The sequence below is a fragment of the Cyanobium sp. BA20m-p-22 genome (assembly GCF_024346275.1).
Taxonomy (GTDB): domain Bacteria; phylum Cyanobacteriota; class Cyanobacteriia; order PCC-6307; family Cyanobiaceae; genus Cyanobium_A.
Genome location: NZ_JAGQCQ010000136.1, coordinates 1 through 9,314, shown reverse-complemented (window position 1 = coordinate 9,314; position 9,314 = coordinate 1). Strand labels below are relative to the sequence as shown.

9 protein-coding genes and 1 pseudogene are annotated in these 9,314 nt (G+C 68.2%); 3 read left to right on the top strand and 7 right to left on the bottom strand.

Annotated features, from left to right (window positions below; genetic code table 11):
- Together KBZ15_RS12325 and KBZ15_RS12320 are read left to right on the top strand one after the other, a co-directional pair.
- Positions 1–217 (top strand): annotated as a pseudogene (locus KBZ15_RS12325) (uroporphyrinogen-III C-methyltransferase); the annotation flags it as partial.
- A 160-nt stretch (positions 218–377) separates the two neighbouring features.
- Positions 378–854, top strand: a complete 477-nt coding sequence (locus tag KBZ15_RS12320) for a redox protein (protein ID WP_254931825.1) — start codon at positions 378–380, stop codon at positions 852–854.
- Between the two features lie 2 nt (positions 855–856).
- Here KBZ15_RS12320 and KBZ15_RS12315 read toward each other — a convergent pair whose 3' ends face one another.
- The 4 genes from KBZ15_RS12315 to KBZ15_RS12300 are packed head-to-tail and all read right to left on the bottom strand — an operon-like array spanning position 857 to position 6,231.
- Positions 857–2,890: a transglutaminase family protein gene (locus KBZ15_RS12315; protein WP_255015494.1), complete on the bottom strand. Its 2,034-nt coding sequence runs from the start codon at positions 2,888–2,890 to the stop codon at positions 857–859.
- A 13-nt stretch (positions 2,891–2,903) separates the two neighbouring features.
- Positions 2,904–3,854 (bottom strand): transglutaminase family protein, encoded by a 951-nt coding sequence (locus KBZ15_RS12310; RefSeq protein WP_255015493.1) that lies wholly within the window; start codon positions 3,852–3,854, stop codon positions 2,904–2,906.
- Entirely contained in the window at positions 3,839–4,798 is a 960-nt protein-coding gene (locus tag KBZ15_RS12305) for an alpha-E domain-containing protein (RefSeq protein WP_254931552.1), read from the bottom strand. Before KBZ15_RS12305 ends, KBZ15_RS12310 begins: the two co-directional genes overlap by 16 nt.
- Complete coding sequence (locus KBZ15_RS12300; RefSeq protein ID WP_255015492.1) at positions 4,792–6,231, bottom strand: circularly permuted type 2 ATP-grasp protein; 1,440 nt, start codon at positions 6,229–6,231, stop codon at positions 4,792–4,794. Before KBZ15_RS12300 ends, KBZ15_RS12305 begins: the two co-directional genes overlap by 7 nt.
- A 106-nt stretch (positions 6,232–6,337) precedes the next feature.
- Between KBZ15_RS12300 and KBZ15_RS12295 the strand changes: the two genes are divergently transcribed.
- Positions 6,338–6,814 carry a hypothetical protein gene (locus KBZ15_RS12295; RefSeq protein WP_255015491.1) on the top strand — a complete coding sequence of 159 codons (477 nt, stop codon included), beginning with the start codon at positions 6,338–6,340 and terminating at the stop codon, positions 6,812–6,814.
- A gap of 26 nt (positions 6,815–6,840) precedes the next feature.
- Here the strand turns inward: KBZ15_RS12295 and KBZ15_RS12290 are convergent, their stop codons facing one another.
- The 3 genes from KBZ15_RS12290 to KBZ15_RS12280 form a co-directional block, all read right to left on the bottom strand.
- Positions 6,841–7,731: an aminotransferase class IV gene (locus KBZ15_RS12290; protein WP_255015490.1), complete on the bottom strand. Its 891-nt coding sequence runs from the start codon at positions 7,729–7,731 to the stop codon at positions 6,841–6,843.
- Positions 7,728–9,065 carry an anthranilate synthase component I family protein gene (locus KBZ15_RS12285; protein ID WP_255015489.1) on the bottom strand — a complete coding sequence of 446 codons (1,338 nt, stop codon included), beginning with the start codon at positions 9,063–9,065 and terminating at the stop codon, positions 7,728–7,730. Before KBZ15_RS12285 ends, KBZ15_RS12290 begins: the two co-directional genes overlap by 4 nt.
- A partial coding sequence (locus KBZ15_RS12280; RefSeq protein ID WP_255015488.1) for a 7-cyano-7-deazaguanine synthase occupies positions 9,062–9,314 on the bottom strand: 253 nt, incomplete at its 5' end. The genes KBZ15_RS12285 and KBZ15_RS12280, both read right to left, overlap by 4 nt.

Here is a 9,314-nt window from a genome sequence, read left to right as displayed (position 1 = left end):
GGGGGGCCTGGCCGCTGACACGCCGGCGGCGGTGATCCAGCAGGGCACGGTGGTGGGCCAGCGCCTATTGCTCAGCCCCCTCGGCGAACTGGCCGACCGCGCCGGCGAGCAGAATTTCGCCTCCCCCTCGATCGTGCTGGTGGGCCCGGTGGTGGCCCAGCGGGTGGCCGCCTGCAGTCCCGCTCCAGCTGCCGTGGAGATGCCGATTCCCTTTTGAGGGGCAGGCTCTGCGGGTCACTAGCGAAACTGGCCGGTGGTTTGGCGGTTTCAGTAGTGGTTGAAACGGTTGGTTGGTCGGATTGTTCGTTTCACTGATGCTTCACAAGCCAGCCTCCGTGCCGGACCTAATGACTGCGTTCATGCCCAAACCGGCGCCGATGTTTGAGTTGATCCCCTACGAGAAGTTTCGAGATACCCCGGCGGTGCGCTTTTTTGACATCACCGTCGCCGCATCGAATGCCCGCGACCTGGTGATCCATGCCGGCCCGGCCATCAGCCCCCCTGACGAGGAGAAGACTGGCGCCTGGCAGTTTTATCTGCACCCCCACCAGGAGGACAACCTGCTGGCCCTCCATGGCGGCCGCACCTTCTACCTGGTGAATCTCGGCTGGAATTACCCGTATCACATAGTTCGCCTGGAAACCGGCGGCGACATCCTGCGCATTCCCCCGGGCACCTTCCACCGCTCCGTTTCCGACCCGGATGGCTCGGTGGTGCTCAACCAGGCCGTGCGCGAGGAGGGTGCCAGCGTGCTGCGGGAATTCCGCGTCTACAACAGCCGCCGCATCCCGCGCCTGTTTGCCACCACCTTCAAAACGGCGCCCCTCCCCAAGTTGCACGGGGTGAGCTGGTAGCCCTAGAGGCGCAGATCGAGGCTGCAGGAGCCCGATTCTGGGCCGCGCAGGCTTGGCCCCTTAGCCCTGGGGCCCCCGGGCTGGGCGGCGATGGGCCCAAAGCCCTGCTCCTCCCGCTCCAGCCGCCAGGCCTGCAGCCTGGTGCCGCTGGCGGCATCGCTCAGTTCCAGCTCTAGGGGCACATCCACCGGCAGGCAGGGATGCAGGCAGGGGAACAGGGCCTCCTGGCGGTAGCGCACGGACAGCGGCCCCTGCTCCTCTGGAGCTGGCAGGGGCAAGGCTCTGCCCTGCAGCTCCAGCCGGAAGCGGCGGCGGAAGTCGGGGCTGGTGATCAGTTCAAAGCGCCGCAGGGAGCTGTCCACGAAGCGGCTGGTGCTGCCCCCCTCCACCGGCGTGTCGCAGAGCAGGGGCCAGGGTTCGAGAGCTTGGCGGATCGTCAGCTCTGCAGCCCCCTCCTGCCAGTGCAGCAGCTGGGGGAAGCGCCACTGCCAGATCTCCGCAAAGGGTTTCGGATCAAGCTGGAGGCCGTCAGCGGCGAGCTCGGCCAGCACCTGCTCCAGATCGCTCCAGAGCTGGCTGGGGAGCAGGAGCTGGTCGTGCAGGGCTGGGCCCCAGTCACGCAGCTGGCTGGGGCGATGGGCGGGCTCCAGCAGATGCACGGCCAGGGCGCGCCAGAGCAGGGCGACGGCGTTGGTCCAGCCGGGCTCCGGCAAGGACTCCAGGGCCCGAAATTCCAGCAGCCCCTGGCAGCCTGCGGTCCAGGCCGGGTTCCAGAACTTGTCGAGGCTGATCTCGCTGCGGTGCGTGTTGCCGCTGCGGTCGGCGTGCAGGTGGCGCAGGGTTTCGCCGATCGCCACCCTCTGGTCCCCCGGGGGCAGGTGCTCGAGGGCCCGGTGGGCCAGTTCCAGGTCCAGCGGGCTGGCGGAGCCCTCATCGGTTCGGGGTGCCTGGGAAGCCGGGCCGACGCTGCGGCCGCTGAACAGGTACCCCAGGCATGGGTGGTGCTGCCAGTAGCGCAGGATTCCCACCAGCCAGGCAGGTCGGGCAAAGAAGGGGTTGGTCTCCAGGCTCGGCCCCCCCAGCAGCAGGTGGTTGCCGCCGCCGGTGCCCTCGCGGCGCCCGCCCTGCTCACGCCAACAGCGCAGGCCCACGGCCGCGGCGGCCTGCTCCAGCAGCAGGATCCAGTCGGCATAGTCCTGCCAGCTGGGGCACACCGGCAGGTTTACCTCCAGCACGCCGGGGTCGGCCGTCAGGCCCAGCACCTGCCAGTGGCCGCTGTAGTCCACCGGCAGCACGCCGCTGAGCTCCGGCCGCTGCCAGGCGGTGCTGTGCCGGGCGATTAGCTGCAGCAGCTGTTCCAGGGGCTCCCGGGCTAGGGGTGGCAGAAACAGCCCCCAGCCCTCCCCATCGAGCTCCAGGGTGAGCACCTGGCGCAGGCCCTGCTCAGGGAAGTGCTGCAGGGGTAGGCGCAGCCCGGCCGGGCCCTGGGCTGCGCTGAGCTGGCGCAGGGGCTTGGCCAGCGGCCAGTTGAGCGAATGCCAGCGGCCCTGCTCGCAGCTCAGCGGTATGGCCCAAATCCGCCGATCCGCCTGGTGGGGGTCCCTCAGGGCCAGGGGGTGCAGGCGGCAGCCGAGCCCCTCGCCGAGTTTCGCCAAAAATTTCAGCGCCTGGCTTTTTCTGGGCACCGCGGCTGGGTTCGGGCTGGGCCAGAGCGCCAGGGGGTCGCCGTCGCCGCCGCGGATCAGCCGTAGGGCCCAGCGGGGATTGACTTCGCCGTCGTAGCGCTTGCCGGGGCAGTAGAGCAGGGTGCTGTCGGGCCAAGCCCGACGTTGCAGCTCCTTGGCCAGGGCCCTGGCATAGCCGAGCTTGGTGGGGCCATCGGCGGCCACGCTCCACTCCGCCCCATCCGGTTCGAGGGGCACCAAGGTTGGCTCCCCACCCATGGTGAGCTGCACGCCGGCCTGGCGCAGGCGTTGTTCGATCACCTCAGCAGGACCTGGGATGGCCTCAGCAGGGCCTGGGATCGCTTCAGACACGGCTGGCTCGGGCTCAGAGGGGATGGGGAACCTCAGGGGCCCCGGTCGATTCATGAATTGTCGACTCATGGATCGTCGACTTCTCTATTGCCGACGCTTGGATTGCCGACTCCTGGATTTCAGCCTCGATGCTCCAGCTCATTTTGCTCTCTACGCCGTTGGGGCCGGAGAAGCTGCCGGTGACCGCTGCCGTCAGCTCCGGCTTGGAGGAGGTGGCAAGGGGGATGTAGCGGTCGTCGATGATGCCGCTGCCGCTCGGGTCAAAGCCCCGCCAGCCGGCACCGGGGAGGTAGACCTCGGCCCAGGCATGCAGGTCGTAAATCTCGGGTTTCGGTTCCACCAGGTGGTAACCGCTGACAAAACGGGCCGGCAGGCCGACGCAGCGGCAGGCTTCGACCATCAGCATCGCCAGGTCGCGGCAGGAGCCCACCCGCTCCTTGAGGGTCCGGCCTGCGGGCCAGGCCGGACCGATGTGTCTCTGGGTGTACTTGACCCGGTCTTGGATGATCTCAACCAGCTGCTGCAGGAACATCAGGGCCCGCTGATCGCTGCCCATCAGCGCCTCCTGGGCCACGTCCACCGCGGCTGGATCGTGCTGTCCATTGGGCAGCCAGCCCTCCAGGCTGCCGGCCAGATCCACGTTGAGGTGGCCCACTGGGTAGGGCAGCAGCGGTTCGTTGCCCTCCAGGCAGGCCTGCAGTAGGGGAGGCGTTTCGGTTTCCACCAGGCTGCTGGCCTGCACGCTGAAGGCTTCGCAGGATCCATTGAAGCGGGCCCGGATGATTTCATCGCCGCTGGCGGCCACCAGGGGGTATTGGCGTCCGGGCTGGGGGCTGATCGTCAGCTGGAAATCCAGCAGGCGCTGGAACCCCTGCCCCCTGGGTTTGAGGCAGAAGCGATGGGGGCCAAGCAGCACGGGTGCGCTGTAGCTGTAGGTGAAGGTGTGGTTTACGCGGGCACGCATGCGGAGTCGGCGATGAAGTAGCGCTGCTCGACCAAATCATGGAGCCGGTTGAGATCGCTTTGCAGATCGTCGATCGACTCGTGCAATCCCCCGGCGATCAGCTCGTCGATGCTGGTGTAGCTCCAGCGGGCCAGGGTGAGCCCGCTGAGGCATTCGAGCTCATCAGGGGCACCAGGCACGGCCTGGCCCCGCACGATGCGCAGGGTTTCGTCGATGCGCCCTAGGCAGTAGCGCACCGACCGGGGAAAGATCGGATCCAGTAGGAGAAAGGCGGCCACGGCTTTCGGTTCGATCGCCTGCTGCTGGGACTGGCGGAACATCTGATAGGCCCCGGCGCTGCGCAGCAGCGAGATCCACTGCAGTTCATCCAGCACACCGCCCACCTCATCCGGGGTGGGCAAAAGCAGAAAGTATTTGACATCGAGGATGCGGGTGGTCTTGTCGGCCCTCTCCAGCAGTCGGCCCAGCCGGCTGAAGTGCCAGGAGAGGTCACGGCTGAGGGTGGCATCGGTGATGCCGTAAAAGAGTTGGCAGGCCCGGCGGATGTCCCGCAACTGCTCCTGGGGCTGCTGTTTCCAGAAGCCTTCGCTGTCAAGCAGGGTCCAGTAGATGTCGTTGAGCTGCTCCCACATCTCGGTGGTGATCACGTCACGGATCTGGCGTGCGTTTTCCCGGGCGATGGCGATGCAGTTGGCCACGCTGTGGGGATTGGCTTCCGCCCGCACCAGAAACTCCACCACCTGCTCGGGCCCGCCGGCTGGATAGAGCTGATCGAACAACTCCCGATCGCCACTGGCGTCGATCAGGGGCAGCCAGGGCTCGGCGCTGCCGGGAGGGCAATCGAGGGCCATGGCCTCGCTCACCTCGACGAAGCGGGAGATGTTCTCAGCCCGCTCCACATAGCGGTTAATCCAGTAAAGCGAATCGGCGACGCGGCTCAGCATGGTTGCTCGGCCACGATCCAGGTGTCCTTGCAGCCTCCCCCCTGGGAGGAGTTCACCACCAGGGATCCCCGGCGCAGGGCCACCCGGGTGAGGCCACCGGGGCTGACCCAGGCTCCCCTGCCGCGCAGCACGTAGGGCCGCAGGTCGACGTGGCAGGGGAACAGTTCGCCCTCGCTCAACGACGGCACGGTGGAGAGCTCCAGGGTGGGCTGGGCGATGTAATTACGGGGATCGGCCTGGATTTTGGCATCGAATTCGGCGATCTCCTCCGGGCTGGCATGGGGGCCGATCAGCATGCCGTAACCGCCCGCCTCAGCCACCGCCTTGACCACCAGCTCGCCCAGGTGGGCCAGCACATAGGCCCGGTCTTCCTGGCGGGAGCAGAGGTAGGTGGGCACATTTTCGATGATCGGCTCCTCGCTGAGGTAGTAGCGAATCATCTCCGGCACGTAGGCATAGATCAGTTTGTCGTCGGCGACGCCGGTGCCGGGGGCATTGGCGATCGCCACCCGGCCGGCCCGGTAGGCCGCCATCAGGCCTCGCACCCCCAGCATTGAATCGCTGCGGAATACGGCCGGATCGAGGAAGTCGTCATCGATGCGCCGGTAGATCACATCCACCGGCTCCAGGCCGGCCGTGCTGCGCATCCACACCCGGTCGTCCTGGCAGATCAGGTCGCGACCCTCCACCAGCTGGATGCCCATCTGCTGGGCCAGGTAGCTGTGCTCGAAGTAGGCGCTGTTGAAAACCCCCGGGGTGAGCAGCACCACCTTGGGGGTATCGGTCCAGGGGGCCAGCTCCCGCAGGGTCTGCAGCAGGCGGGAGGGGTAATCGTCGATCGGTTGCACCGTGCGTCCTGAAAACAGGCTCGGGAACATCCGCTTCATCACGCGGCGATTTTCCAGGAAGTAGGCCACGCCGGAGGGGCAGCGCAGGTTGTCCTCCAGCACCCGCCAGGCTCCCTGGCCGTCGCGCACCAGATCCAGGCCGGAGATGTGGCACCAGCGGCCCAGGGGGGGCTTGAAGCCCTGCAGCTGGGGGCGCCAGCCCTGGGAGCTCTCCACGTCTTCCCTTGGGATGTGGCCATCGCGCAGGATTTGCTGGGGGCCATAGACGTCGGCCAGAAAGAGGTCTATCGCCTCCAGGCGCTGCAGCAGGCCCTCCTCCAGCCGCTGCCAGTCGTCGTTGCTGATCAGCCGGGGCAGGGGATCAAAGGGCAGGATCCGCTCCCCCCCCTGGCTGCCGGAATCGTTGAGGCGAAAGGTGGCCCCCAGCCTCCGCAACAGCACTCCGGCGGCGGCATGGTTGCGGTTGAGTTCGTCGAGGCCCAGCTGGCCCAGGGAGGAGAGCAGGGGCCTCAGGGCGCTGCGGGGCTGGTCGGCGGCACTGAAATATTCGTCGTAGCCCTTGTTGGGTTTGTATTCCGTGAACATGGATCACCCCCTCGACGTGGCGGGATCATGTCCAGCCGGCGGGGTCATCGCCGGTGTGTATTGATACGGAAGGCCGGCCAGAATTGCCTGCAGTTTCTGCAAATTCATGCGCCCTAGCCTGCTCAACGCTGCTATCGCTGGAGTTTTTGCCTCCGGCGCCACCCTGGCGGCACCGGCGCTGGTCCAGGCCCAAACTTGCCAGTTCCTGGCCCCGGTGGGCGGCAATGGCACCACCAACATCGTGCTCAAGACAGTGGGCTCGGGCAATCCGTTTGGCCGTCCGAACTGGAACACCGATTTCTTCGTGACCCAGCCCTACGCCAGCTACAAATTTTTCTTCACAGCTGACTCCTCGGTGAGTGCCACCTACCCCATCCAGGGCTATCTCAAGTTCACCGATGGCTCCAGTCTGCAGGTGATCAACGAGTCGTTCGCTCCCCAGATAGGTACGGGCCGCATGTGGGGCCCCTTCCCGGCGATCCCCGGCAAAACCGTCAGCCAGCTCAACTTCAAGATCGGTGCCAGTGCCGACCAAGCGGCCACCGGCTTCACCTACCGGATCTCCACCATGGGTTGCAATTAACTGCGTTGCAACTGACTGCGTTGCAATTAACCGCAGGGGCGATCGGGCAGGAGTAGTTGGCGCCAGAACCTTTCGGGCTGCTGGCCGCAGCTCGCCAGGGGCACCGCCCCCAGGTGGCTGATCGGCCGGCAGCTGAGGCTGTTGATCAACCAGGCCGCCCCAGCCCCGAGCAGATCCTGCTCCCCGATCAGGGCCTCCGCCACCAGCCCCCGCTCCAGGGCCCGCCGCCGCATCACCCCCGGCAGGCAGCCGCTGCTCAGCGGTGGGGTGATCCAGCTGCCCCCATGCCACACCAGCAGGTTGGCGGTGGTGCCGCAGCAGAGGCCGCCGGCGGAGCTGGGCAGCAGGGCATCGTCAGCGCCGGCGGCGCGGGCCTGGCGGCGGGCCTGGATCGAGGCCCCATAGGCGAAGCTCTTGCAGCGGCTCAGCAGGCTGGTGGCGCTGCGGGTTTCGGTGGGGCTGACGATCACCCGCAGCGGCGCGAAGCAGGGCTCGATGGCGCTGAGCTGCAGCCAGAAGCGGGGCTCGTCGTTGCCGGCCAGGTCGATCCCCCGGCTGGTGCTGCTCCGGTCGCTGCTGCCGCGGCTCCAGTTGAGCCGCAGGGCGCCGCTGCTGCCCAGGGCCGTGCCGATGCCGCTGCGGGTGGTGGCTGCGCCCAGCAGGCTCTCCACGGTCGCTGCCCCCGGTGGTGGTGGCAGCCCCAGCAGGGCCGCCGAGCCCTGCCAGCGCTCCAGATGCTCCGCCAGCAGCCAGGCCCGGCCGGTCTCCACCAGCACCGTTTCAAATAGGCCGTCGGCCAGCAGCAGGCCCCGATCGTCGAGCGGTATAGCCAGGTCAGCGGGGCTGCCCCAGCAACCATGCCCCGAGCCATCCCCCAGCCAGGCAATCGCGGCGGCCATGGGCTGGGGGCGATTCACGCCAGGGCCTCCAGCAGCGGTTGCAGTTTCCAGCCCAGCTCCTCGGCTTCGGCGGCGGGATCGGAGTCGGCCACGATGCCGCAGCCGGCGTGGGCCCGTAGCCGCTGGCCCCGCAGCAGCAGCGAGCGGATCAGGATGCTGCTGTCGAACTGCCCGTCGGCCCCCAGCCGGAACAGGGAGCCGCAGTAGGGCCCCCGGGGTACCGGCTCCAGGCCGTGCAGCCGCTGGCAGGCCCGGATTTTTGGGGCCCCGGTGATCGAGCCCCCCGGCCAGCAGGCCCGCAGCAGGTCAATGGCGCTCAGCCCATCGCCCAGCTGGCCCCGCACCACCGAGGTGAGGTGGTGCACTTGGCGATAACTTTCCAGCCCCACCAGCTGGGGCACCTGGATCGAGCCTGGCTGGCACACCCGCCCCAGGTCGTTGCGCAGTAGGTCGACGATCATCACGTTCTCAGCCCGGTCCTTGGCACTGGTGACCAGGTCGGCGGCGGCATCGGCATCGGCCTCGGGGTGCTGGTGGCGGGGCCGGGTGCCCTTGATCGGCCGCGTCTCCACCTGCCCCGTCCCATCCAGCCGCAGGAACCGTTCCGGGGAGGCCGAGAGCACCGCCTCACCAGCCGCCGCTGCTCCGGCGATCGCCAGGCCACCGAAGGGTGCGGCGCAGCTGCGCCGCAGGCGGCCGTAGAGCTCCAGGGGATCGGCGGGGTTCGCCAGTTGCTGCTCGCAGCAGGCGGTGAGATTGGCCTGGAAAAGATCGCCGCTGGCGATCCAGGCGAGGATCTGCTCCACCTGATCGGCGAAGCGCTCGGGGGGGGTGTGCCAGTGCCAGGAGGCTGGCGCGATCGCGGTTGGCGGTTGGCTCGCTGGCGGGGCGCCCAGATCAAGCCGCTCCAGCAGGGCGGCAAAGCTGCTCAGCCTTGCTGGATCCTGGCCCTCGAGCCATTGCCTCTGGCTGGGGTGGTCGATCACCAGCACCGGGTCGTGGCGGGCGGCCCAGAGCAGGGCCATGTCGGGGGATTGCCAGTGGGGTGCTGGCTCCACCCAGGCGCCGGCTTCGTAGCTGAGCCAGCCCATCCAGTGGCCGCCGCCCGCCGCCAGCTCGGCTAGGGCTGCGAAGGGATCACTGGCTCCGCTCTCTCCCGGCAGGCCGCGGCAGATGCGCTGCTCTAGGGGCGCCAGGCCGAGGCAGCTGCGGTGGCCCTGGGCGCTGCCATCGCCATCGAGCCACACCAGACCTTCCCTGCCCAGCTCGGCGGCCAGGGCTTGCACCAGGGGCCAGGGATCCCGCCAGGGTAGGGGGTGATGCAGGGGCTCGCGGTGGCGGGGCGGGCTCATGCCCCGGCTGCCAGCAGGGCGGCATCGCGGATGCGGCAGCTGTCGCACACGCCGCAGGGCTGCTCGCCACCGGCGTAGCAGCTCCAGGTGCGCTCGATCGGCACGCCCAGCCGCCGGGCCTCCTGCACGATCCGGGTTTTGCTCCAGGTCACCAGGGGTGCCCAGAGCTGGGCGGCGTGGCCTTCGCGGCCGGCCTTGCTGGCCAGCTCAGCCAGGGTCTGGAAGGCTTCGAGGTAGTCGGGGCGGCAG